Raw genomic sequence first — 23,686 nt, 5'->3', positions numbered from 1 at the left:
CCACACGGAGCGAGACATGCCGGTCACAGCATTGCGTCGCAGCAGGCAGAGAGGCCGCCCGCGTCCGGGCCAGGCTTCTCGCCGCATTCATCCGGCAGGTACGCTCGTCGGCTGCCGCTGGCCCATCGGCGGCGGCCTTCACCGTCATGGAGCGGGGCGATGAGCACCTTCACGAATCCCCTCAAGCAACGTCTGAAAGAAGCCGATCCGCTGTTCGGGCTATGGCTGTCGCTCGGCAGCGATGCCGCCGCGGAGGCGCTCGCGCACGCCGGCTTCGACTGGCTGCTGATCGACATGGAACACGCGCCCAACGACAGCGGCGACGTGACCTCGCAATTGCGCGCGATCGCCGCCGCGCATTTGCCGAGCGAACCGGTGGTGCGTCTGCCGGCCAGCGAGGCGTGGCTCGTCAAGCGTGTGATGGATGCCGGCGCGCGCACGCTGATGTTTCCGAACATCGAGTCCGCCGAAGAAGCGGCGCACGCGGTGCGGCTGACGCAATATCCGAGCGCCGAGGCGGTCGATGGTCTGCGCGGCGTCGCCGGAGTGGTGCGAGCCGCGGCCTACGGCATGCGGCGCGACTACGTGCAAACGGCTAACGCGCAGATCGCGACCATCGTGCAGATCGAGTCGGCGCGCGGACTCGACGAAGTGGAAAAGATCGCGGCGACGCCGGGCGTCGATTGCCTGTTCGTCGGCCCCGCCGATCTCGCGGCGAGCCTCGGCCATCTCGGCGATTCGAAGCATGCCGACGTGCAGGCGGCCATGGCGCGCATCGTCAGCGCGGCCGACAAGGCGGGCATCGCAGCCGGCATTTTTTCGATGGACGCCGCGAGCGCAAGGCAGCATCGCGACAGCGGTTTTCGTTTTATCGCTCTGGCCGCCGACGTCATGTGGATGTTGCGCGCAACCCGCCAGGCGTTGCAGGAGGTAAGAGCATGAAGTGGATGATGCGTGGCGTCGTCGTGCGGCTGGCGATCGCGGCGGCGCTGACGGCGGGCATGACGGGCATGGCGGCGCAGGCGCAGGATCGCCTCGCGAAACCGAACGACCCCGAGACGCAAACGGCGGTTGCCGACTACAACGCCGGCAATTTCTCCGCGGCGCTTGCCGAATTCCGCAAGGCGGCCGAGCGCGGCAGCCGCCTCGCGCAGTTCAATTACGCGATGATGCTGCTCAACGGCGAGGGCACGGCGGTCAACGTCGACGAAGGCAAGAAATGGCTGCGCAAGGCGGCGGATGCCAACATGTCGCACGCGCAGTATGTGTACGGCAAGATGTACGACGATGGCGAGTTTGTCGGCCGCGATCCGGTCGAGGCGCACCGCTGGTTTCTCAGGGCCGCGCAGCAGGGCCATGTGCAGGCGGAACTGGCGCTCGCCAATCAGTTCCTCGATGGACGCGGCACGGACCGCGACAACAAGCAGGCGTTCGTCTGGTACAAGAAGGCGGCCGAGGGCGGCGACATGACCGCGCAGTACGTGACCGGCTCGTTCTACGAGCGCGGCGGCGACGGTGTGGACAAGAATCTGAACGTGGCGCGAGCGTATTACGCAGCGGCCGCCGCGCAGGGCGATCCGGCGGCGCGTCTGAAGTATCAGCAACTGAGTGCGCAGTTGCGGGATCATAAGGAAGTGAAGCCGCAGTAGGCGCAGTGAGCGCGGTGCATGCGGTCGACGCAGTGAACAAGAAGGGGCGCGCCTTGCGGTGCGCCCCTTCTGTTTTGCAGCGCTTGCGCCTGCGTTCGCGCTCGCGATGCCGGGACGCTAGCTCTGCATCAACCGCTTCTGGCGCGCGACGCTCATGATGAGGCCGATGGCGACGCCGAGCGTCGTCAGCGCGGTGCCGCCGTAACTCATGAACGGCAGCGGCACGCCGACCACCGGCAAGATGCCGCTCACCATGCCGATATTGACGAACGCGTAGGTGAAGAACGCCATGGTCAGCGAGCCGGCGAGCAGGCGTCCGAACAACGTCGCGCCGTTCGCCGCGATATACAGCCCGCGCGCGATGAGCAGCATGTAGAGCGTGAGCAGCACGATGCCGCCCGCGAGCCCGAATTCCTCGGAGAACACCGCGAAGATGAAGTCGGTGTGCTTCTCAGGAATGAATTCAAGGTGCGCTTGCGTGCCCTTCAGCCAGCCCTTGCCGAGCGGCCCGCCGGAGCCGATTGCGATCACCGCCTGAATCGTGTGGAAGCCCTTGCCGAGCGGATCGGAAGTCGGATCGAGCAGCGTGCAGATGCGGTGCTTCTGATAGTCGTGCATCAGCGGCCATTGCACGTCGGGCTGACAGATCTTGTCCTGGAATGCCGCGACGGAGCCGACTGCGATCACGCCGGCAATCAACACCGGCACGATCAGCCTGAAGCTCAGTCCCGCGAAATAGATCACGAATAAGCCGGCCGCGAACACGAGCACCGCAGTGCCCAGGTCAGGCTGCTTGGCGATCAGACCGACTGGCACGGCGAGGATCAGCAGTCCGACCACGAAGTCGTACCAGCGCATCACGCCTTCGCGCCGCTGGTAGTACCAGGCGAGCATCAGCGGCGTCGCGATCTTCAGAATCTCCGACGGCTGAATCACCACGCCCACGTTGATCCAGCGCTTCGCGCCCTTGCGCGTGAGGCCGAACAGCGCGACCGCGACGAGTAGCGCAATGCCGAACGTATAGAGCGGGACGGCGAAGCGCATCAGCGTGGTGGGCGGCACATTGGCGAGTGCCCACATCAGCACGAACGTCAGCATGATGTTGCGCAACTGGTCTTCCACGCGGCCCGGCACGTCGAGGCTCGCGCTGTACAGGGTGACGATGCCGACGCACAGCAGCAGAAACACGATCAGTGCGAGCGGGCGGTCGAAGCCCGCGAACATCCGCTTGATGCGGTCGAGCCAGGCGCGCTTGTCGAATTGCATGCCTTTCTCCTTATTCGTCGATGCCGCCGGAAACCGGCTGGCGTGGCGGCGCGGGCTCAGTGCCGCTGTCGCGCGATGATTCCCGGGCCGGGTGGGGCGTGGAGCGTGCGGCCGCAGCAGGGGCCGGCTCGCTTGCCGGTCGTGGCTGACGGGGGGCGGCGGGTTTGCGCTGGGCGGGGGCTTTTGTCGCTGAGGCTGGTGTGGCCGCAGCCGATGTCGCCGATGCCGGCAGATTGCGCGCTGCGCCCGTTTGCGCCGCCGGCGCGGGAGATCTCGATGTCGCCGCTGCCGGAGCTGAAGCGGCAGGCGTTGCTGTTGCCCCAGACGCACCGTTCACCGATGCGCCCTTCGCCGGAACTCCGTTCGCCTGCGCGCCATTCGCCGGCGCACCGTTCACCGACGCACCATTCGCCCCCGACGCGCCGTTCACCGATGCCGCCGCCGCCCCAGACGCACCATTCACGGCCGCACTCGCACTCGCACCCGCCGCCGCAACCCCCGGCATCGGCAACGCCGTATACCCCGCCGCGATCTTCACCGGTTGCGCCGCTTCCTGCGGCGCCGGCGCACCGCCGACTTCCGGCGCGGACGCGTCCTCGGTCGCCGATGCCGCCGCTGCCACAGCCGCCGCCTGAGCGCCGGGCTTGTTCTTGCCGACGAGGTAGTAGTCGAGCACCTTGCGCGCGATCGGACCTGCCGACTCCGCGCCCCAGCCGCCGTTTTCGACGATCAGCGCGAGCGCGATCTTCGGTTGCTCGGCCGGCGCAAAGGCGATGAAAAGCGCGTGGTCGCGCAAATGTTCGGCGATCGCGTGGCCCTTGTAGTTCGCGCCCTGCAGCGAGTAGACCTGCGCCGTGCCGGTCTTGCCCGCCGCCAGATACGGCGCGCCGATGAACACCTTCGACGCCGTGCCGTTCGTCACCACGCCTTCCATCGCGCGCTTGATGATGTCGATGTCCGACTGCTTGACGGGAATCTTGTCGCTCGGATCGCGCACGACCGGACGCGTATCTTTCGTGATCGGATTTTCGATGTCGCGCACGAGGTGCGGTTTCATCACCACGCCGTTGTTGGCGAGCGTGGCCGTGGCGTGCCCGAGCTGCAGGATCGTGAACGAGTTGTAGCCTTGCCCGATGCCGAGGCTGATCGTCTCGCCTTCGTACCACCTTTGCTGCTCGGGCTTGCGGTACGCCTTGCGCTTCCATTCCGTCGACGGCAGGATGCCGCGCGCCTCGCCCGCGATGTCGATGCCGGTGATCTGGCCGAAGCCCCACGGCTTCATGAAGTTCGCGATGTTGTTCACGCCGAGATCGTGCGCGAGCATGTAAAAGTAAGTGTCGTTCGAGACGACGATCGCGCGGTTCATGTCGACCCAGCCCTGGCCGGAGCGCACGTCGTTGCGGAAGGTGTGACCGCCGAACGTGTACGAGCCCGGGTCCTGGAAGCCCCAGCCGGGCGTGCGCTTGTGCAGTGTGAGCGCGGCGAGCGCCATGAACGGCTTGTAGGTCGAACCCGGCGGATAGGTGCCGTGCAGTGGCCGGTTCAGCAGCGGATGGTCGGGCGAGTTGTTGAGCTCGTCCCAGGTCTGCTGGTCGATGCCGTCGACGAACGAATTCGGATCGAAGCTCGGCGCCGACACGAACGCGAGCACGTCGCCGGTGGCCGGTTCGATGGCGACCAGCGCGCCGCGCCGGCCCGCGAACGCCTGCTCGGCGACCTGTTGCAGGCCGATATCGAGCGACAGCACGAGATTGTTGCCCGGCGTGGCCTGCGTGCGTGACAGCGTGCGCACGGGCCGGCCGCCCGCGGTGACTTCGACTTCCTCGAAACCGGTCTGCCCGTGCAACTCGGTCTCGTAGCTCTGCTCGACGCCGATCTTGCCGATGTAGTCGGTGCCCTTGTAGTTGTTGGCGTCCAGACGCGGATCGTAGTGCTCGGGATCGCTGTCGTTCTGATCGCTCGCGTCGTCGATGCGCTCCTGGTCGCGCTGCGAAATCCGGCCGATGTAGCCGATCACGTGCGCGGCCGTCGGGCCGAGCGGATATTGGCGGAACAGGCGCGCGCGCACTTCGACGCCGGGAAAGCGGAAGCGTTGCGCGGTGAAGCGCGCGACTTCGTCGTCGGTCAGGCGCGTGCGGATCGGCAGACTCTCGAAGTTCTTCGAGTCTTCCTGCAGCTTCTTGAAGCGGCGGCGGTCGCGGGCGTCGATGGAGACAACCGTGGCCAGATCGTCGATAACCGTTTCGAGCGGCGCGCCGAGCTTGGACGGCGTGATTTCCAGCGTGTAGGCCGAATAGTTCTTGGCCAGCACCACGCCGTTACGGTCGGTGATGATGCCGCGGTTGGGCACGATCGGCGCGACGGAAATGCGGTTTTCGTCGGCTTGCAGCGAGTACTTGCTGTAGTGCCAGACCTGCAGAAACAGGAAGCGAAAGCCGATCAGCCCGAAGCAGACGAACACGAACAGGCCCGCCGCCGCGACGCGCAGGCGGAACTTCGAGAGCTGTTGCTGAGTGTCCTTGAATTCGGTCATGCGATTCTGCAAAAGGCCGGGCGACGGCCATCATGAGTGTGCGCCTGATCCGGGCGAAACCGGAAGGCATGAACGGCAGTGGGCGTCGGGCGGGCAGAAAACATACGTTCCATGGACGGCCGGCGCGCTCGACGCCTGGTTAAATCGGCCGCGTGTCGTCGGGGTCGGCGGGCCGGCGCTGCGGCATCAACAGCAGCACGCTCGCGACCGGCCAGAGGGCGGCTTCCACGAAACCGTCGACCAGATAGCCCCAGCCGGGAAATGCAGCGCCCGTCAGCAGACGAATCACGAACGGCACTACTTGCGCGGTCACGAGCAGCGGCATGACCGCAAAAGTCTGCACGCCGAGCGACATCCACAGTACGCGGCGATGGATCGTGATCGCGCCGTACGAGAGCAGCGTGTACGCCAGCGCGTGCTCGCCGAGCAGGCTCGCGTTGTGCACGTCCATCAGCAAGCCGAGGAAGAACGCTATGCCCATGCCGACCTTGCGCGGCTGGTGCACGTTCCAGAACAGCAGCACGAGCGCGACGAAATCGGGCACGCCGATCATGCGGCCCCACGGCATCAGATTCAGCAGAAACGCCGCGGCGAGGCTGAACGCGATGAAGTAGGGATTGACCGGCTGCAGAATGTATTGAGGGCGGTTCATGGCTTTGCCCCGGGCGCGGCTTGCGGCTTCGCTTTTTCGGCGGCGGCGGGTTTCTTCGATGCAGCGGATTTCTGGTCGGCGGCGCCTTGCTTGCCTGCTTGCGCAGCTTGGGCTGGCGTATTGTCCGCAGGTTTGGCCGCGGCGTTTTTGTCCGCGCCGGTTTTTTCCGCCGGTTTCGCGGATTTGTCGGCGGCGGCCTTGCCGTCTGCCTTCGCGCCTTTTTTCGCTTTGGCCGCCTCTTTGGCGGCTGCGGCCGGGTCCGGCTCTTCGGCGGGACGCGGCGGCACGTCGTTCACGTAATGCAGCACCAGCAATTGACGCGCGCCGCGCACCGGCGCAATCGGCAGGCAGATCACGCGCGCGAAGGCGGTGTCCGCCTGCTTGTCGACGCGCACGACCTTGGCGACCGGCAGCCCCGGCGGATACACACCGTCGAGCCCGCTCGTGACGAGTTCGTCGCCCGTCTGAACGTCGGCGCTGATCGGCACGAAGCGCAGGTCGAGCGTATCGCCCTTAAGCGTGCCGTAAATGACGCTGCGCAAGCCGGTGCGCACGATCTGCACGGGCACGGCCTGATCCTTGTCGGTCAGCAACGTGACTTCGGCCTGCAGCGGGAACACGCGGGTCACCTGACCGATCACGCCGTCTTCGTTCACGACCGGCGAGCCGTTCTGAATGCCTTGCTGCGCGCCACGATTGATGACGACCTTTTGCGTGAACGGATCGCGCGTGTCGTACTGGATTTCAGCGGGCAACGATTGCGTGGTCGCGCGCTGCGACAGTTGCAGCAATGCGCGCAAATGGCCGTTCTCAGCGGAGAGTTCGGCGGCTGTATTGGCCTGCTGCGACAGTTGAAGGTTGCGCGTGCGCAGCTTTTCGTTGTCGCTGCGCAAGGTGGCGCTCGTCACGGCCAGATCGGCGGCGCCCATGAAGACGTCGCGCGGCACCAGCGCTGCGCGCTGCAACGGATAGAGACCCACGCCGAGCACGCCGCGAACGATTTCGAGCGTCTTGAAGCGTGCGTCGGAGATCAGCAGGGCGAGCGCCAGCACGACGAAAAAAACAAGTCGTGCGAGGGCGGACGGGCCTTGCTTGAACAGAGGCGGCGGACTGTATTCCATGGTCGGCGCCGGGGGCGTAAGCGGTTGGGTGAGGCGGCGGCGCGCTGAAAACGCGGTTCAGCGTACGGACGCTGGGCGGCGCAGCCAACGGCAAACGGGCCCGCAAGGGGCCGTTTGCCAGATCCGCGCTGCTGACATCGAACTCGCTCGCTTACTCGTACGAGAAGATGCTGCCGAGCTTGTCCATGCGCTCGAGCGCCATGCCCGAGCCGCGCACGACGCACGTCAGCGGGTCTTCGGCGACGAGCACCGGCAGGCCGGTTTCTTCGGCGAGCAGGCGGTCCAGATCGCGCAGCAGTGCGCCACCGCCCGTGAGCATCATGCCGCGCTCGGCGATGTCCGCGCCGAGTTCCGGCGGCGTTTGCTCGAGCGCGATCTTCACCGACGACACGATCTGATTCAGCGGATCGGTCAGCGCTTCGAGAATCTCGTTGCTCGAGATGGTGAAGCTGCGCGGGATGCCTTCCGACAGATTGCGGCCCTTCACTTCCATTTCCTTGACTTCGGAGCCGGGGAAGGCCGAACCGATTTCCTTCTTGATGGCTTCGGCGGTTTGCTCGCCGATCAGCATGCCGTAGTTGCGGCGGATGTAGTTGACGATGGCTTCGTCGAACTTGTCGCCGCCTACGCGCACCGAGCCCTTGTACACGATGCCGCCGAGCGAGATCACGCCGACTTCCGTCGTGCCGCCACCGATGTCGACGACCATGGAGCCGGTGGCTTCCGACACCGGCAGGCCAGCGCCGATTGCCGCGGCCATGGGTTCTTCAATGAGATAGACCTGCGACGCGCCCGCACCGTGCGCGGCTTCCTTGATCGCGCGGCGCTCGACCTGGGTCGAACCGCACGGCACGCAAATGATGATGCGCGGCGACGGCGAGAACATGCGCGATTCGTGAGCCGTTTTGATGAACTGCTTGATCATCTGCTCGGTCACCGTGAAGTCGGCGATCACGCCGTCTTTCATGGGGCGGATGGCCTCGATGTTGCCCGGCACCTTGCCGAGCATCTGTTTGGCTTCCTTACCGACTGCCTGAATGGTTTTCTTGCCGTTGGGACCGCCTTCCTGGCGGATGGACACCACCGACGGTTCGTCAAGAACGATGCCTTTGCCACGCATGTAGATAAGCGTGTTGGCGGTGCCTAGATCAATCGCCAGATCGTTGGAGAAGTAGCTGCGCAAAAAACCGAACATTCAAAATCCTGTCTCGCTTGGGGCCGGGCCTCGCAACGTTGCGCAGGGCGGCAGCGGAAAAAAATAACAGCTTCAACCTGGCGAAGCGGCGCCACTGGAACTTGAAGCTGCGGGGGAGTCTACCGGAGGCCGATACAAAGCCAGGTCAGAAATATCCGAACTCTCTTTACGAAATGTCCAGAAAGGCCTGGGTAAGTCGGTCCGGGTTTGGGTCGAACGCGTAATGATACCTTATAATTTTGGATGATTTGAAGGAAACGGACGGCACTTTTTGCCGCCGCCGGCCCCTTTTTCGAGGTCTTCCTCCAGCGTCCTAACTCGCTGTCGCAGCGCGCTTTTCCGGCTGCGGCGGTCCGCCACTTTTTCCGGTGACTGCATGGCTTTGACCCTGACCGATGTTAAGCGCATCGCGCATCTCGCGCGGCTCGAACTGGCCGACGCCGACGCCGAACACACGCTTGTCCAGCTCAACGAGTTTTTTGGCCTCGTCGAGCAGATGCAGGCGGTCGACACCACGGGCATCGCACCGCTTGCCCATCCGATCGAGCAGATCGAAGACGTCGCGCTGCGTCTGCGCGACGATGCGGTGACCGAAACGATCGAGCGCGAGGCTTTCCAGCGTCCCGCACCGGCCGTGCAGGACGGTCTGTATCTCGTGCCGAAGGTGATCGAATAACGGCGATAACAGCGCGCGGCGGGCGCGGCGCGGCTTGCGGGCCGCGAGCCACCACCGCGAGCACGGCATGCCGCGCCGAATCCGGCGCGCGCAGCTTCGCTTGTCGCCGGTATGTTCGCCGATATGTTCGTCGACACCTCGGCCCGGTTCGCCGGCCCGCAACCGAACGCTTCCACGGCAGCGCGATCCGCGTTGCCGCGCTTTCCAGGACAACACGCAATGCATGAAAAAAGTTTGACCGAACTGCGCGCCGCGTTGGCCGCCAAGGAATGCTCCGCAGTCGAGCTGGCTCAGCTCTATCTAAAACGCATCGACGCGGCGCGCGGCCTCAATGCGTTCATCCAGGTCGATCCGGATCTCACGCTCGCTCAGGCAAAAGCCGCGGACGCGCTGCTTCACTCGGGCCACGGCGGCCCGCTGACCGGCGTGCCGATCGCGCACAAGGATGTGTTCGTCACCAAAGGCTGGCGCTCCACGGCCGGCTCGAAAATGCTGTCGAACTACGAAAGCCCGTTCGACGCCACCGTGGTCGAGCGTCTGCAGAGCGCCGGCATGGTGTGCGTCGGCAAGACGAACATGGACGAGTTCGCGATGGGCTCGTCGAACGAAAATTCGTATTTTGGCCCCGTCCAGAACCCGTGGGATCGTCAGGCAGTGCCGGGCGGCTCGTCAGGCGGCTCCGCGGCGGCTGTGGCCGCGCGCCTCGCGCCTGCTGCAACCGGCACCGATACCGGCGGCTCGATCCGTCAGCCGGCGTCGTTCTCGGGCATCACCGGCATCAAGCCGACTTACGGCCGCGTGTCGCGTTACGGCATGATCGCGTTCGCGTCGTCGCTGGATCAGGGCGGTCCGATGGCGCAAAGCGCCGCTGACTGCGCAACGCTGCTTAACGCAATGGCCGGTTTTGACCAGCGCGATTCCACGAGCCTGGTGCGCGACGACGAAGACTACACGCGCTATCTCGGTCAGGCATGGAAGCAGGACGGCGCCGGCAAGCCGCTCGACGGTCTGCGCATCGGCTTGCCGAAAGAGTATTTCGGCGCAGGTCTCGCCGACGACGTGCGCGCATCGGTCGACGCCGCGCTCAAGCAATACGAGGCGCTCGGCGCCACGCTCGTCGACGTATCGCTGCCGAAGACCGAGCTGTCCATTCCGGTCTATTACGTGATCGCGCCGGCGGAGGCATCGTCGAACCTGTCGCGCTTCGACGGCGTGCGCTTCGGCCATCGCGCCGCGGAATATCGCGACCTGCTCGACATGTACAAGAAGTCGCGCGCCGAAGGCTTCGGGCCCGAAGTGAAGCGTCGCATCATGGTCGGCGCTTACGTGCTTTCCCACGGCTATTACGACGCGTATTACCTGCAAGCGCAGAAAATTCGCCGCATCATCGCGCAGGATTTCCAGGAGGCGTTCAAACAGTGCGACGTCATCATGGGACCGGTCGCACCGTCGGTGGCGTGGGATCTCGGCGCGAAGGGCGACGACCCCGTGCAGATGTATCTCGCCGACATCTACACGCTGTCCGTGAGCCTCGCCGGCTTGCCGGGCATGAGCGTGCCGTGCGGCTTCGGCGCGGGCGCGAATGCACAGCGTCCGGTGGGATTGCAGATCATCGGCAACTATTTCAATGAAGCCCGGATGCTGCAGGTGGCCGACGCGTTCCAGCGCGCGACCGACTGGCACCGCAAGGCACCGGCAGGAGTGTGAGCACCATGACCAAGCAATGGGAAGTCGTGATCGGTCTGGAGACCCACGCGCAGCTGTCCACGCAATCGAAAATTTTCTCCGGCGCCCCCACGCAATTCGGCGCCGCGCCGAACACGCAGGCTTGCCCCGTCGATCTGGCCTTGCCCGGCACCTTGCCGGTGATGAACCGCGGCGCCGTGGAGCGCGCAATCGAGTTCGGTCTTGCTATCGGCGCAACGGTCGCGCCGCGCAGCATCTTCGCGCGTAAAAACTATTTCTACCCCGATCTGCCGAAGGGCTATCAGATCAGCCAGTACGAGATTCCCGTCGTGCAAGGCGGCCAGGTGACGATCCAGGTGCCGGCCAACGAGAAGGCGGGCACGGCGGCCTACACGAAGGTCGTCAATCTGACGCGCGCCCATCTCGAGGAAGACGCGGGCAAGTCGCTGCACGAAGACTTCGCGGGCATGACCGGCATCGACCTGAATCGCGCGGGCACGCCGTTGCTCGAAATCGTCACCGAGCCGGAAATGCGCAGCGCGGCCGAAGCGGTGGCCTACGCCAAGACGCTGCACACGCTCGTCACGTGGCTCGGCATTTGCGACGGCAACATGCAGGAAGGCTCGTTCCGCTGCGACGCGAACGTGTCGGTGCGTCCGGTCGGTCAGGCCGAATTCGGCACGCGTGCTGAGATCAAGAACCTCAACTCGTTCCGCTTCCTCGAAGAAGCGATCCAGTACGAAGTGCGCCGTCAGATCGAACTGATCGAAGACGGCGGCACAGTGGTGCAGGAAACGCGTCTGTACGATCCGGACAAGCGCGAAACGCGCTCGATGCGCAGCAAGGAAGACGCGCACGATTACCGCTATTTCCCCGATCCCGATCTGATGCCGCTCGTGATCGACGCAGCGTGGGTCGATCGCGTGAAGCGCGACATGCCGGAGCTGCCGGAAACGATCCAGCAGCGTTTCGTGTCGCAATACGGTTTGACGCCGTATGACGCAAACGTGTTGACGTCGAGCAAGGCGACGGCCGTGTATTTCGAAGCGGTCGTCGGGAAGCTCGGCGCGGCCAACGCGAAGGTCGCGGCGAACTGGGTGATGGGCGAGGTGTCGTCGCAACTGAATCGCGAAGGTCTCGACATTGCCGAGTGCCCGGTGTCGTCCGCGCAACTCGCGCTGCTGTTGCAACGTATCGCCGACGGCACCATCTCCAACAAGATCGCGAAGGAAATTTTCCTCGCGATCTGGGAAGAGAAGGCGACCGACGAGGCCGCGGCCGATCGCATCATCGAAGCGAAGGGCCTGAAGCAGATTTCGGATACCGGCGCGCTGGAAGCGATCATCGACGAGGTGCTCGCGGCGAACCAGAAGTCGGTGGAAGAATTCCGCGCGGGCAAGGAGAAGGCGTTCAACGCGCTGATCGGCCAGGCCATGAAGGCGACGAAGGGCAAGGCGAATCCGGCGCAAGTGAACGAACTGCTGAAGAAGAAGCTGGGCTGACGCCTCGTTCGGGCCAGGCTGAAATTTGGCCGACGTGCGGTCGAACGTCTATAGCCGAAGCATTGTTTGCGCTTCGGCGACCGCGGGCTGTTGCCGGAAACGAAAGTGCGGCAACGGCCCGTTTCATTTGCGGGCCCGCTTTTGCGAACCCGAACGCAGATTACGGAGTGTGTGGATGGCGAAGCGACCCGACCTCGACGATTTCCGCGTGCCTTATTTCGAGGGCAAAAAGAACGGCAAATTCTCGCTCGACGATTTCGATCCCGCGTCGAAGCCTTTTTCCACGGGATCGAAAGATTCCGACCGCGAGCGGCTCTCCGAGATCGGCGCGAAGCTCGACGTCTTGCAGGAGCGCTTGCACGCGCAACGAAAACGCCGCGTGCTGCTGGTCCTGCAAGGCATGGACACGAGCGGCAAGGACGGCACGATTCGCGCCGTGTTTCACGAAGTCGATCCGCTCGGTCTGCGCATCGCGCCGTTCAGGGCGCCGACGCCCGACGAACTCGCGCACGACTTCCTGTGGCGCGTGCATGCGCAAGCGCCCGCTGCGGGCGAACTGACGATCTTCAATCGCAGCCACTACGAAGACCTGCTGGTGCCGACCGTGCTCGGCAACATCGACGCGAATGCATTCGACGTGCGCTGCCGCCACATTCGCCAGTTCGAGGAACTGCTTGCCGACAGCGACACGACGATCATCAAGTGCATGCTGCATATTTCGAAGGACGAGCAGCGCGAGCGGCTTCAGGCGCGCGTCGACGATGAGACCAAGCACTGGAAGTTCGACGTAGCGGATCTCGACGCACGCAAGCAGTGGGACACATACCAGGGCGTTTATCGCAACGCGCTGGCCGCGACTTCGACCGAATACGCGCCGTGGTACGTCATCCCCGCGGACTCGAAAACGCATCGCAATGTGATGGTCGCCGAGTTGCTATTGCGCACTTTCCAGGACCTGAAGCTGGAATTTCCGCCGGCCAAGGAATCGCTGAAAGGCGTGAAGATCGAATGACTTTCGGCGTCGTCGGAAAACCATCTCGAAGACGAATCTCCAAACGAATCGAACACAAAGGAACGACATGTTGCGTGTGATTACCGCCAACCTGAACGGCATCCGCTCAGCGGCCAAAAAGGGTTTTTTCGACTGGTTCGGCGAGCAGAATGCCGACGTGCTCTGCGTGCAGGAAATCAAATGTTCGCAGGACGACATGACGCCGGAATTCCTCGCACCGCATGATTTCACCGGCTATTTCCAGCACGCGGTGAAGAAGGGTTATAGCGGCGCGGGCGTCTATACGCGTCACAAGCCGGATGAGGTTGTGATCGGCTTCGGCAGCGAGGAATTCGATCCCGAAGGGCGTTATGTCGAACTGCGTTTCGGCAAGCTGTCGGTTGTGTCGGTGTATGTGCCGTCAGGGTCGAGCGGCGAAGAGCGTCAGCAGGCCAAGTATCGTTTCATGGACGAGTTCATGCCGCATCTCGCGCAACTCGCGCGCGAGCGCGAGGTGGTCCTGTGCGGCGACGTGAATATCGTCCACAAGGAAATCGACATCAAGAACTGGAAGAGCAATCAGAAGAACTCCGGTTGCCTGCCGGAAGAGCGCGCGTGGCTCACCAAACTGTTCGACGAAGTCGGTTACGTCGACGTCTTCCGCACGCTCGATCAGCGGCCCGAGCAATATACGTGGTGGAGCAATCGCGGCCAGGCGTATGCGAAGAACGTGGGGTGGCGGATCGATTATCAGATCGCGACGCCGGGCATCGCGAGCAAGGCGAAACGCACTGAAGTGTTTCGCGACATCAAGTTCAGCGACCACGCGCCGCTGACGGTCGACTACGATCACGACGTGACGAAGAAGTGAGTTTTAGATTCTGCGCGGCGGCTTTGAGTTGAAGCGCCGCGTCGGTAAATGCGGTTGAGCGGCGTCCGCAAGACGCCCGCTCGAGATCGCGGAGGCGTGAAGCGTGACGCCCGTTAATCGCGCGCCAGTTTGCGGCGCGGACGGCCCATGCCCGCATAGTCCGGCAGCGCATCCACGGTTTTGCCGATGGCCTTGGCATAAAGCGGCAGCATGTCCGGCAGCCGCTTGACGATGTCCTGGCGGCGCGCGGGCGAGTACGGATGCACGTAGATGAAGCCCTGCTCGCGATTGCTGCGCGTGGCCTGCGCGAGCTTGTCCCACAGCGTGACCGCCGCGCGCGGATCGAAGCCCGCACGAGAGGCGATGTCGCTGCCGATCACGTCGGCTTCGGTTTCGTCCGTGTTTTCGTACTTCATTTCGAGCAGGCGCGAACCGATGCCAAGCGGCGCCGCGCCCAGGTCCGCGAGACCGAAGAGCTGCGGGATCGTGCCCGACGAATCCAATTGGCTTGCCTGCAACTGACCGAGCCGCTCACGCGCATGTTCACGCAGCGCATGCGCGATCTCATGGCCGATCAGCATGCCGAGCTCGTTATCGTTCAGATGCGCGCGGTCGAGCAGCCCACCGTACACGACGATCTTGCCGCCCGGCAGGCAGTACATGCGAATGTCGGGCGAACGCACGACGGCGACGTCCCACTTCCAGCCCTTCGCCCGCTCGTTCCATTTGAGCGAGTACGGCACCATCTTGTCGACGATCGAGCGCACGCGCGTGACGTGTGCATCGGCGTCGCCGTACAGACGGTTGGCGTGCTCGGCGCCGTACGCGATCTGGCTGAACTCTTCGGCGGCTTGCGCCTCGAGCATCGGCGACGGAATCAGGTTGCGGAACACCAGATAGCCGCCGTAACGCAACTGGTTGCTCGGGCCGTACGACGCAGCCGGCTTTGCAGCGCCAGCGGGCGATGACGTCGGCGCCGCGGCTTTCGCGCTCGCGGATGGTTGAGCGGTTGGTCCTGCCGGCGCGTTGCCGGAACTCGTCGCGCTGTTCGCGGCCGGCGGTGCAGTCGGCGCGCTTTCGGCGTTCGTGGCCGCCGCCGCGGATTTAGCCGCGGGCGCGGGCGGTTGCGGCGCAGCAGCCGTTGCAGCGTTGAGCGACGTGCCGGCCGCGGCGCTGTTAGCAGCGGGCGGTGCAGCGGTGGTCGGCGCGGCGGCGGCCGGCGCTCCAGTGGCTGGCGCTCCAGCGGCCGGCGTTCCGGCTGCTGCGTAAACAGCGGCGGACGGCGCGATCAAACTCACAAACCCCGAACAGCCGACCCACAACGCTGCGAGAAGCGCGCCACGGCCAGCATCGCGCAACGCGACGCCGCGACGTGCACCGAAGCGCAATGGCTGTTTTGCGAAAAGCACCTTCACGACCGCACTCTCCACGGCGCGATGCGCAACAAAAGCAGCATGCCCGGCACAGCCAACGCGGTACAGACAATGAAGTAGTCGAACCAGCCGATCTTCGCGACCACATAGCCACTCGCCGCCGACGCCAACGTGCGCGGCACCGAAGCCAGGCTCGTAAAGAGCGCGAACTGCGTGGCCGTATAACGCGGATCGGTCGTGCTGGCGATGTACGCGGTGAAGGCCGCCATCGTCAGACCGGTGGAGAAAGTTTCGAAACCGTAGACGAGCGCGAGCGCGACCGAGCGCGGTTCGAGTTGCACCGACCAGTCGATGCCGACCCACGACAGGAGCTTCGTCGTGCCTTCGCTGGTCCAGACGGCGATGTCGTAAATCGCCGTCAAGCCAGGCGATGCCGGCCCGAGATGCGCGAGCCAGGCGAAGCCGAGTGTCGACACCATCTGCAGGATGCCGAAGATCCACAAGCCGCGGCCGATGCCGATCTTCATCAGCCAGATGCCGCCGACAATCCCGCCCGCAAGACTCGCGCCGAACGCCGTCGTTTTCGCGATCACGCCAATCTGCGTGCGCGAGAAGCCGATGTCGAGGAAGAACGATGTGGACAACGTCGTCGCCATCGTGTCGCCGAGCTTGTACAGAAAGATGAAGCCGAGCACGAACAGCGCGCCGCGCCAGCCATCGCGTTCGACGAATTCGCGGAACGGCTGCACGATGGCGTCGCGCAAATTCTTGGGCGGCGTGCCGTGCACTTCCGGCTCGCGGACTACAAGCGTCATCACCATACCAGGCACCATGAACGCAGCGGTCACGATGAACACGGTAGTCCACGGCAAATGATCTGACAGAATCAGCGCCAGCGAACCCGGCACCAGTGCCGCGATCTTGTAGGCATTGACGTGCACCGCATTGCCGAGACCCTGTTGCGTGTCGCTTAGCAGCTCGCGCCGGTAGGCGTCGATTGAAATGTCCTGGCTTGCGCCGAAAAACGCGACGAGCGCCGTCAATGCCGCGACGGTCCAGATTGAGTCGCGCGGCGACACGAACCCAAGCGTGCCGATAGCGCCCGCGACCAGAATCTGCGTGACGAGCATCCAGCCGCGCCGTCTGCCCGGACGCCAGCCGGGAAAGCGCGGGACGTAGCGATCCATCAGCGGCGCCCAGATGAACTTCCAGGTATAGGGAAACTGGATGAGCGCAAAAAGGCCAATCTCCTTCAGATTGACGCCTTCGGAGCGCAACCATGCCTGCACCAGATAGACGAGCGTGAACAGCGGCAATCCCGACGTAAAGCCGAGAAAGACGCAGATCAGCATGCGCGTATTAAAAAACGCGCGCCAGCCGGGATGTTCTTCGTGAGCGGTAAGTGCAGGCGCCTCGTGCGGCGGGTTCGACATGTGGATAGCTTGCGTTAGCTTTTCTTGACGCGATAGACCGCAAGACTACCACGCCAGTTCACGCCCCACCGCACCGTCTGACCGTCGTGCAGCACGACACGGTCGAGAATTTCGATGCCGACTTCGGGCGCGAGCGCCTCGAAGTCCTTGATGGTCAGCACGCGCACGTTCGGCGTGTTGTGCCATTGATAGGGCAGCGACTTCGACACCGGCATGCGTCCCCGAACTACGGAAAGCCGATGCGCCCAATAGCCGAAATTCGGGAACGACACGATACATTCGCGACCGACGCGCACGGTTTCCCGCAAAATCGCCGCGGTCTGATGAATGGTTTGCAGCGTCTGCGACAAAACCGCGAAATCGAAGCTGCCGTCTTCGAAAAGACGCAGGCCGTCTTCGAGATTCTGCTGGATCACGTTGACGCCGTTTTGCGTCGCGGCCAGCACGCCCGCGTCGTTGATTTCGATGCCGTAGCCTTGCACGTCCAGTTCCTCGGTGAGCAGCGACAGCAGCGAGCCGTCGCCGCAACCCAGGTCCAGCACCGTGGCGCGCGGTTCGACCCAGCGGGCGATCGCGCGGAAGTCCGGGCGCAGCGCCAGATAATCGAGTGCTCGCTGGTTCATGCGTTCACCTCGTTCGCAATGCGTTCGTAGTAGGCGCGCATCAGGTTGTGATAGCGCGCGTCGTCGAGCAGGAAGGCGTCGTGGCCATGCGGCGCGTCGATTTCCGCGTACGTCACGGTGCGCTTGTGATCGAGCAGCGCCTTCACGAGTTCGCGCGAGCGGGCCGGCGCGAAACGCCAGTCGGTTGAGAAGCTGGCGATCAGATATTTCGCCGTGGTGTGCGCAAGGGCCGCTGTCAGATCGCCTTCGAAGGCTTTCGCCGGATCGAAGTAATCGAGCGCGCGCGTGATCAGCAGGTACGTGTTCGCGTCGAAGTAGTCGGCGAACTTGTCGCCCTGATAGCGCAGGTACGACTCCACTTCGAACTCGACGTCGAAGTTGAAGTTGTACGCGTCGAGCGCGCCTTCCGCGCGTCGCAGCGAACGGCCGAATTTCTCGGCCATGTCGTCGTCCGACAGATAGGTGATGTGGCCGATCATGCGCGCGACGCGCAAGCCGCGCTTCGGCTTCACGTTGTGTGCGTAGTAGTTGCCGCCGTGGAAGTCGGGGTCCGACAGAATCGCCGAGCGCGCCACTTCGTTGAACGCAATGTTTTGCGCGGACAGCTTCGGCGTGGACGCCACCACGATGCAATGCGCGACGCGCTGCGGATACATCATGCTCCACGCGAGCGCCTGCATGCCGCCGAGGCTGCCGCCCATGACCGCGGCGAAGCGCTCGATGCCGAACCGGTCCGCGACGAGCGCCTGTGCATTGACCCAGTCTTCCACCGTTACCACGGGGAAGGCCGCGCCATACGGTTTGCCGGTGGCCGGATCGATACTCATGGGCCCCGTCGAGCCGAAGCACGAGCCGAGATTGTTCACGCCGATCACGAAGAACTTATCCGTATCGAGCGGCTTGCCTGGGCCGACCATGTTGTCCCACCAGCCGATGTCCTTTGGATTGTCCGCATAGACGCCCGCCACATGATGCGACGCGTTGAGCGCGTGGCACACGAGCACCGCATTGCTGCGCGCGGCGTTGAGCGTGCCGTAGGTCTCGACCATCAGGTCGTAGCCGGCAAGCGAGCTGCCGTTTTGCAGACGCAACGGCTCGGTGAAATGCATTTTTTGTGGAGCGACGATACCGATCGATTCCATTCATTCCGCCATTTGACAAAGACAGGGCGGCTAGACGGCGTCGGCAAAGCACGGAGGAGAACGACTTGTGCGCGGCTGACGACCTCTTTAGCCGCATTTATAGTGAACCGCGGAATTGTTCCACTGGTTCGCGCGCCCGCAATCGAGTCAGCAAATCGGCGCGTAGTACGTGTGTTCTGGAAGGCGGTTCCCTCGATACCTGTCATGTGCTTTCAGGTAATGCAAGGCCGCAGTCAGGCGCAAAGTATAGCGGAAAATTCCGGGCGGCAACGTCTGGCCGGCAGCCCACGCGGCTTCCCGAGAACGCTACTGAAGGATCACTCGCAATTGCGAATCGGCGTCGTCGGCCGGCATGCGCACAAAGCCGCTACGGACAAAGCGATGCCAGCGTCCAATGACATAGCTCAACAGCAGACTCGCGCGCACGGCAGGATCGTAGTCCGCCGGAAGAGGCGCGAGCGCTTCGTGTGCGGACGCATCGACGCTCACCGCAGCCAAGCGCAAACATTGCTTCAGCGAAGCTTCGACGCGCTCGAGCATCTGATTGACGCGCATCGTCAGCCGTTCATGTTCGCCGACCAGCGCCTCGCATGTCAGCACGCGCGTCATGCCAGGATTTTTCGCGGAGAAATTCAGCAGCATCAACGCGATCGCGCGCGCCTGAAGTACGCCGTTGTTTTCCTTGTCGACGATCTGATTGATCAGGCCGAAGATGGTCTGTTCGATGAACTCGATTAGTCCTTCGAACATTTGCGCCTTGCTCGCAAAGTGACGATAAAGCGCCGCTTCCGACACGCCGAGCCGCGCGGCGAGGGCGGCGGTGGTGATCTTTTCGCTTTTCGGCGCTTCGAGCATCGCGGCGAGCGTCTGCAGGATATGCACGCGGCGCTCGCCTGGCTTCAGACGCTGCGCTCGCGGGACAGCCGCCGCGGCGGGGTCGGGTTCGGCTAGGGCTTCGTCAGGCTTGTCGATCGGCTGCATGGCTGTCGTCCCGTCTGCTGGCGCTTCAATCGAACCGAGCGGGTGCTCAGTCGTAGCGATTTTAACGAACGAATGCTGCGATCGACATAATGCGGCCGGCCGGTGCCCGGCAGACGCGTGGGCACGCCGTCCATATGCGGCTTACGCGGCAGATGGCCGGTAATCCACACGGTTCGGATGCCGAGCCGCCGATAGTTCTTCAGATGCGAGCGCGTGTCTTCGACGAGGATCACGTCTTTCAGCGACACATGCGCGTCGCGCATCGCCTTGCGCAGCATCGCGTGATCGGGCTTCGCGCGCCAGCGGCGCCGGTCGCGCATATGCTCTATGGCGATCACCTGCTCGAACAGACGCTCGATTCGCAGTTGCGCGAGCACTGCGCGCGCATAGCTTTCGGGCGCGTTGGTCAGCACGATCTTGCGGCCCGGCAGCGCCGCGACGAGACGCGCGACGCCTCGCTCGTGGCGGATCATCGAGCCGAGATCGGGGAACGTGTGGACGACCTTCAGGAAGTCGTTTGCATCGAGCGGATGATGGCGCGTGAGGCCCAGCAGCGCCGCGCCGTAACGTTGCGTATAGCCGGTGCGCAGGCGGTTCGCTTCGTCGAGCTCGACTTGCAGCGCGTCGATGATGTACTGCGTCATCGCCTGATTGATGGCCGGAAAAATCGCGTGCGACGCGTGATGCAGCGTATTGTCGAGATCGAACAGCCAGACCGGACCGCCACTTGCGATCTGCGGACGACGGCGCCGGGAAGTCGGAGTGCGCATGGGAAGAGTGCTGTTCAGGCGCCGGGCGCTGCGGCTAGCGGCGTGATGGACACACGAGGCGCGGTGCAGCGGCGCGCCTCATGTGCCCCGTGTGACGCAGGCATCAATGCGAGCGGATCATCGTGCCGAACGGCTGTTCGGTGAGAATTTCGAGCAGCACCGAATGTTCGATACGCCCGTCGATGATGTGCACCGAGCGCACGCCGCTCTTCGCGGCATCCAGCGCCGACGAAATCTTCGGCAGCATGCCGCCCGAGATCGTGCCGTCGGCGAAGAGCCCGTCGATTTCGCGCGCGGACAGATCGGTCAGCAGATTGCCTTCCTTGTCCATCACGCCGGGGATGTTCGTCATCATCACGAGCTTCTCGGCGTTCAGCACGACCGCCAGCTTGCCCGCGACGAGATCGGCGTTGATGTTGTACGACAGCCCGTCTTCGCCGAAGCCGATCGGCGAGATGACGGGAATGAACGCGTCGTCTTGCAGCGCCTTCACCACGGCCGGATTGATCGCCTCGACCTCGCCGACCTGGCCGATGTCGACGTACTGGCCGGGATTGTCGCGGTCCGGCATCAGCATCTTGCGCGCGTGGATCAGACCGCCGTCCTTGCCCGTCAGACCGACCGCGTGACCGCCGAAGTGATTGATCAGCGTGACGATGTCCTGCTGCACTTCGCCGCCGAGCACCCATTCGACGACTTCCATCGTCTCTTCGTCGGTAACGCGCATGCCTTGAATGAACGTGCCCTGCTTGCCGACCTTCTTCAGCGCGTGGTCGATTTGCGGACCGCCGCCGTGCACGATGACGGGATTGATGCCGACCAGCTTCAGCAGAATGACGTCGCGCGCGAAGCCCTGCTTCAGCCGCTCCTCCGTCATGGCGTTGCCGCCGTATTTGATGACCACGGTCTTACCGTGATACTGGCGAATGTAGGGCAGCGCCTCGGCCAGGATTTCAGCCTTCAGGGTGGGCGCAATCTGCGAAAGGTCGGGAAGCTCGGACATGGCGGCAGGCTCGGGCACGGAACAGTTAAAACAGGGCGAATTGTACAGGACTGGCGCGCTGCAACAGGGTTTTCGACGCGCTTGGCGGCGGCGTGCAACGCCGCGTTTGCGTGCTATGAAACCGTGCTTTGCGGCGGCAACTCGGAGTCAAGCGTAGCGCGTCTTCCGTGTGCCTGTGAACTAGCCGAATGGACGACTCACGGTAGGACGCAAGCCGTGGCATCATTTCCCTGTCGATGCCCGCGAGACCGTCCGCCTGTCATGAAACCGTCTGTTTCCCGCCCACCAGGCAGCGCGCGCTGCCCGCGCTGCGGCAATGCGTTCGATTGCGCGATGCACGCAGAGCCTTTCGACTGCTGGTGCCGCGAGATGCCGGCACTGCCGCGCGAGCGGCTGGACCCCGCCGGCCGTTGTCTTTGCCCCGAATGCCTCGCTGCGGAAATCGCGCGGACGGCTCAGCCGGAGCCCGGTGCGGACGTGCCGTGAACGCGTCTGCTATGGGCGGTCAGGGTCACGGTCACGCTCGCTCCTCGCTTTAGCGCTTAGCGTTGTACGGCGACGTGCTGTGCCGCGAGCGCTTCCAGATCGCGGGAGACGGCTTGAAGCGCCAGCGTCCACTCGCCGAAGCTCGGCTGCCGGTACAGCGTCGCGCTCGGATACCACGGGCTGTCGCATCGATCGATCAGCCAGACCCAGTGCGGGTTGACGTCGAGCAGCACCCACGTGCGTTGCCCGAGTGCGCCGCTCAGATGCGCGGCCGACGTGCAAACGGTAATGACGAGATCGAGCGCGCCGACGAACGCGGCGGTGTCGTCGAAGGTGGCGAATTCGGCGGTGTAGTCGGTGATCGGCAGGCCGGCGGCCGCGGCTGCGTTCACGTCGGCGCTCGCGCCCGGTTGCAGCGAGTAGAACGCCACGTTGCGCATGCCCGCGAAGTGCTTCGCATAGCGTTCCCAGCCGACACGCCGAAACGGATTGCGTTGATGCCCGTGGCTGCCCGTCCACGCGAGTCCGACCTTGAGCCTCGGCTCGCCGGCGAGCCGTTGACGCCAGCACTCGAGAGCAGCGGCGTCCGCGTGAAGATAAGGCCCGCGCGACGGGATGGTCGCCTCGCTCGTGCCGAAGAGCAGCGGCAGGCTCAGCAATGGAATCTCGAAGTCGAATGGCGGCAGCGATTCTACGCCGCCGCCCGCCGAAAACTGATCGACGTGAGCGGCCAGGCTGCGTGCCATCAAGCCGCCCATCTGCGGGAACGAGTTCCACACGAGACGGCCGCCTTCGCGATGCACGTACTCGGCCAGCATTGGAATGTAGCGGCAGAATTGCAGCAGATCGCCCATGCCCTGCTCGCCCCATACGAGCAATGTTTTGCCGGCGAGCGGCTCGCCCTTCCAGGTCGGCGCCGGGAAGGCGGGACGATTGCCGCGCAGCTCCGACGAGCCGCTCCAGCGCGCCTCATGCGAGAGCCAGCCGTTCGCGTAGTCGCCGCGCATCAGTTGCAGCATCGACAGATTCGAACGCATGCCCGCGTGGTCGGGCGCGAGTGTGCAGGCTGTTTCAGCGGCCTGCAAAGCCGCGTCCCAACGTTGTGCCTCTCTTAGCGCCAGCGCATAGTTGTTGTGGGCGAGCGCACTGGACGGCGCGCACTGAACCGCTCGCTCGCCGGCTTCGAGCGAGCCCGACAAATCCAGGTTCTGGCGATAAGCGTTTGCAAGATTGGTCCAGGCGTTTCCATCGTCGGGATGTGCGAGCACGGCTTGTTCGAGAAGCGCAGTTTGCTCGCGAAGGTCGCCATTCGACAGCGAAAGCGCGCCAGCGAGGTTGCTGCGTAGCGACGGCAACGTGGGTTCGAGTGCGAGCGCGCGGCGGTAGGGAGCGACCGCCTCGCCGTGCCGGTCCGCGATCTGAAGCGCGTAACCGAGACGGAAGTGCGCACGCGCGTTGCCGCTATCCAGTTGGGCAATAATGGAGGCCAGTTCGATCGCATCGCCCAGGCGTTGTTGCTCGATCAGATTCTGAGTGAGCGAGGTCAGCGAGTCCTCGTCCAGCGGATGAAGCTGCGCTGCCGCGCGAAGCGCTTGTGCTTCCGGCTCGACCGCGCCGCTCACACGCGCCGCGGCGGCTTGCTGCATGAAATCAAGGAAAGCTGACGGGATGTCGGAGTCGACCATGAGGATTGCGGCCGAGAGATCGGCGCGAGGCGCTAACAGAGAAAGCTA

General features: G+C 64.1%; 21 protein-coding genes. 8 read left to right on the top strand and 13 right to left on the bottom strand.

Going from position 1 to position 23,686, the window contains the following annotated elements:
• The first annotated feature begins 159 nt into the window (after positions 1 to 159).
• Positions 160 to 942 (top strand): HpcH/HpaI aldolase/citrate lyase family protein, encoded by a 783-nt coding sequence (locus AB6809_RS25395; RefSeq protein WP_006050539.1) that lies wholly within the window; start codon positions 160 to 162, stop codon positions 940 to 942.
• Positions 939 to 1,649, top strand: coding sequence for a tetratricopeptide repeat protein (locus AB6809_RS25390; protein ID WP_307248538.1), 711 nt, complete (start codon positions 939 to 941; stop codon positions 1,647 to 1,649). The genes AB6809_RS25395 and AB6809_RS25390 overlap by 4 nt, the downstream gene beginning before the upstream one ends.
• A gap of 117 nt (positions 1,650 to 1,766) precedes the next feature.
• On the opposite strand, the gene rodA is transcribed toward AB6809_RS25390, so the two are convergent.
• From rodA to AB6809_RS25365, 5 genes are all read right to left on the bottom strand, one after another.
• Positions 1,767 to 2,915, bottom strand: coding sequence for a rod shape-determining protein RodA (gene rodA / locus AB6809_RS25385; protein ID WP_307248542.1), 1,149 nt, complete (start codon positions 2,913 to 2,915; stop codon positions 1,767 to 1,769).
• A 10-nt stretch (positions 2,916 to 2,925) separates the two neighbouring features.
• On the bottom strand, positions 2,926 to 5,448 hold the full coding sequence (gene mrdA, locus AB6809_RS25380) for a penicillin-binding protein 2 (protein ID WP_307248547.1): 2,523 nt from the start codon (positions 5,446 to 5,448) through the stop codon (positions 2,926 to 2,928).
• 139 nt (positions 5,449 to 5,587) lie between these two features.
• Complete coding sequence (gene mreD / locus AB6809_RS25375) at positions 5,588 to 6,100, bottom strand: rod shape-determining protein MreD (RefSeq protein WP_006050535.1); 513 nt, start codon at positions 6,098 to 6,100, stop codon at positions 5,588 to 5,590.
• Positions 6,097 to 7,221: a rod shape-determining protein MreC gene (mreC, locus tag AB6809_RS25370; RefSeq protein ID WP_307248550.1), complete on the bottom strand. Its 1,125-nt coding sequence runs from the start codon at positions 7,219 to 7,221 to the stop codon at positions 6,097 to 6,099. Before mreC ends, mreD begins: the two co-directional genes overlap by 4 nt.
• 151 nt (positions 7,222 to 7,372) lie before the next feature.
• On the bottom strand, positions 7,373 to 8,416 hold the full coding sequence (locus AB6809_RS25365) for a rod shape-determining protein (RefSeq protein ID WP_004189550.1): 1,044 nt from the start codon (positions 8,414 to 8,416) through the stop codon (positions 7,373 to 7,375).
• Between the two features lie 376 nt (positions 8,417 to 8,792).
• Here AB6809_RS25365 and gatC point away from each other — a divergent pair, with 376 nt between their 5' ends.
• The 5 genes from gatC (at position 8,793) to AB6809_RS25340 (ending at position 14,142) form a co-directional block, all read left to right on the top strand.
• A complete protein-coding gene (gatC, locus tag AB6809_RS25360; protein WP_006050533.1) occupies positions 8,793 to 9,092 on the top strand; it encodes an Asp-tRNA(Asn)/Glu-tRNA(Gln) amidotransferase subunit GatC in 300 nt (99 codons plus the stop codon).
• Between the two features lie 219 nt (positions 9,093 to 9,311).
• A complete protein-coding gene (gene gatA, locus AB6809_RS25355; protein WP_029969450.1) occupies positions 9,312 to 10,799 on the top strand; it encodes an Asp-tRNA(Asn)/Glu-tRNA(Gln) amidotransferase subunit GatA in 1,488 nt (495 codons plus the stop codon).
• 5 nt (positions 10,800 to 10,804) lie between these two features.
• Positions 10,805 to 12,280: an Asp-tRNA(Asn)/Glu-tRNA(Gln) amidotransferase subunit GatB gene (gene gatB, locus AB6809_RS25350; protein WP_371027404.1), complete on the top strand. Its 1,476-nt coding sequence runs from the start codon at positions 10,805 to 10,807 to the stop codon at positions 12,278 to 12,280.
• Positions 12,281 to 12,455: 175 nt separating this feature from the next.
• Positions 12,456 to 13,292, top strand: a complete 837-nt coding sequence (locus AB6809_RS25345; protein WP_006050530.1) for a PPK2 family polyphosphate kinase — start codon at positions 12,456 to 12,458, stop codon at positions 13,290 to 13,292.
• Positions 13,293 to 13,359: 67 nt separating this feature from the next.
• On the top strand, positions 13,360 to 14,142 hold the full coding sequence (locus AB6809_RS25340) for an exodeoxyribonuclease III (RefSeq protein WP_307251057.1): 783 nt from the start codon (positions 13,360 to 13,362) through the stop codon (positions 14,140 to 14,142).
• A gap of 113 nt (positions 14,143 to 14,255) precedes the next feature.
• Here AB6809_RS25340 and AB6809_RS25335 read toward each other — a convergent pair whose 3' ends face one another.
• The 7 genes from AB6809_RS25335 to argB form a co-directional block, all read right to left on the bottom strand.
• The gene (locus AB6809_RS25335) at positions 14,256 to 15,557 is read right to left on the bottom strand and encodes a M48 family metallopeptidase (RefSeq protein ID WP_307251061.1); all 1,302 of its coding nucleotides are present in this window, start codon (positions 15,555 to 15,557) and stop codon (positions 14,256 to 14,258) included.
• Positions 15,554 to 16,948 carry an AmpG family muropeptide MFS transporter gene (locus AB6809_RS25330; protein ID WP_053857372.1) on the bottom strand — a complete coding sequence of 465 codons (1,395 nt, stop codon included), beginning with the start codon at positions 16,946 to 16,948 and terminating at the stop codon, positions 15,554 to 15,556. Before AB6809_RS25330 ends, AB6809_RS25335 begins: the two co-directional genes overlap by 4 nt.
• Positions 16,949 to 16,962: 14 nt before the next feature.
• Positions 16,963 to 17,571, bottom strand: a complete 609-nt coding sequence (gene metW, locus AB6809_RS25325; RefSeq protein ID WP_006050526.1) for a methionine biosynthesis protein MetW — start codon at positions 17,569 to 17,571, stop codon at positions 16,963 to 16,965.
• Positions 17,568 to 18,713: a homoserine O-acetyltransferase gene (locus AB6809_RS25320; protein WP_006050525.1), complete on the bottom strand. Its 1,146-nt coding sequence runs from the start codon at positions 18,711 to 18,713 to the stop codon at positions 17,568 to 17,570. Before AB6809_RS25320 ends, metW begins: the two co-directional genes overlap by 4 nt.
• Before the next feature lie 306 nt (positions 18,714 to 19,019).
• Complete coding sequence (gene slmA, locus AB6809_RS25315; protein ID WP_171800189.1) at positions 19,020 to 19,694, bottom strand: nucleoid occlusion factor SlmA; 675 nt, start codon at positions 19,692 to 19,694, stop codon at positions 19,020 to 19,022.
• Positions 19,661 to 20,464 carry a pyrimidine 5'-nucleotidase gene (locus AB6809_RS25310; protein ID WP_006050523.1) on the bottom strand — a complete coding sequence of 268 codons (804 nt, stop codon included), beginning with the start codon at positions 20,462 to 20,464 and terminating at the stop codon, positions 19,661 to 19,663. Before AB6809_RS25310 ends, slmA begins: the two co-directional genes overlap by 34 nt.
• Before the next feature lie 103 nt (positions 20,465 to 20,567).
• On the bottom strand, positions 20,568 to 21,467 hold the full coding sequence (argB, locus tag AB6809_RS25305) for an acetylglutamate kinase (protein WP_006050522.1): 900 nt from the start codon (positions 21,465 to 21,467) through the stop codon (positions 20,568 to 20,570).
• Between the two features lie 261 nt (positions 21,468 to 21,728).
• Between argB and AB6809_RS25300 the strand changes: the two genes are divergently transcribed.
• Entirely contained in the window at positions 21,729 to 21,953 is a 225-nt protein-coding gene (locus tag AB6809_RS25300) for a cysteine-rich CWC family protein (RefSeq protein WP_081653027.1), read from the top strand.
• A gap of 56 nt (positions 21,954 to 22,009) precedes the next feature.
• Here AB6809_RS25300 and AB6809_RS25295 read toward each other — a convergent pair whose 3' ends face one another.
• Positions 22,010 to 23,638, bottom strand: coding sequence for a tetratricopeptide repeat protein (locus AB6809_RS25295; RefSeq protein ID WP_307251076.1), 1,629 nt, complete (start codon positions 23,636 to 23,638; stop codon positions 22,010 to 22,012).
• Between the last annotated feature and the right edge of the window lie 48 nt (positions 23,639 to 23,686).

Source organism: Paraburkholderia sp. RCC_158, from assembly GCF_041355255.1.
In the GTDB taxonomy this organism is placed as follows: Bacteria; Pseudomonadota; Gammaproteobacteria; order Burkholderiales; family Burkholderiaceae; genus Paraburkholderia; species Paraburkholderia graminis.
Note: the sequence above shows the minus strand (reverse complement) of the source record. Positions and strands in the feature narration are given on the sequence as shown.